Source organism: Paenibacillus sp. p3-SID1389, from assembly GCF_025151705.1.
GTDB lineage: Bacteria > Bacillota > Bacilli > Paenibacillales > Paenibacillaceae > Fontibacillus > Fontibacillus phoenicis.
On sequence record NZ_JALXVO010000134.1, the window covers coordinates 1 to 349 of the forward strand.

A 349-nucleotide genomic window follows, 5' to 3' on the forward strand; every position below is an offset into this window, starting at 1 on the left:
CGACGAAGGACGTGGCGAACAACGATACTGCCTCGGGGAGCTGTAAGCAAGCGTTGATCCGGGGATGTCCGAATGGGGGAACCCGGCTGGAGTTATGTCCAGTCACTCATTGCTGAATCCATAGGCAATGTAGAGGCAGACCAGGGGAACTGAAACATCTAAGTACCCTGAGGAAGAGAAAACAAGAGTGATTCCGTCAGTAGTGGCGAGCGAACGCGGAGGAGCCTAAACCAGGGAGCTTGCTCTCTGGGGTTGTGGGACGTCTCACGTGGAGTTACCAAGGAATAGGTTAGACGAACAGGTCTGGAAAGGCCGGCCAGAGAAGGTAAAAGCCCTGTAATCGAAAGCT

The 349-nt window shown here is 53.9% G+C and carries 1 rRNA gene; it reads left to right on the forward strand.

The features are described 5' to 3' along the window. Positions 1-349 (forward strand): 23S ribosomal RNA (locus tag M3G15_RS21440); the annotation flags it as partial.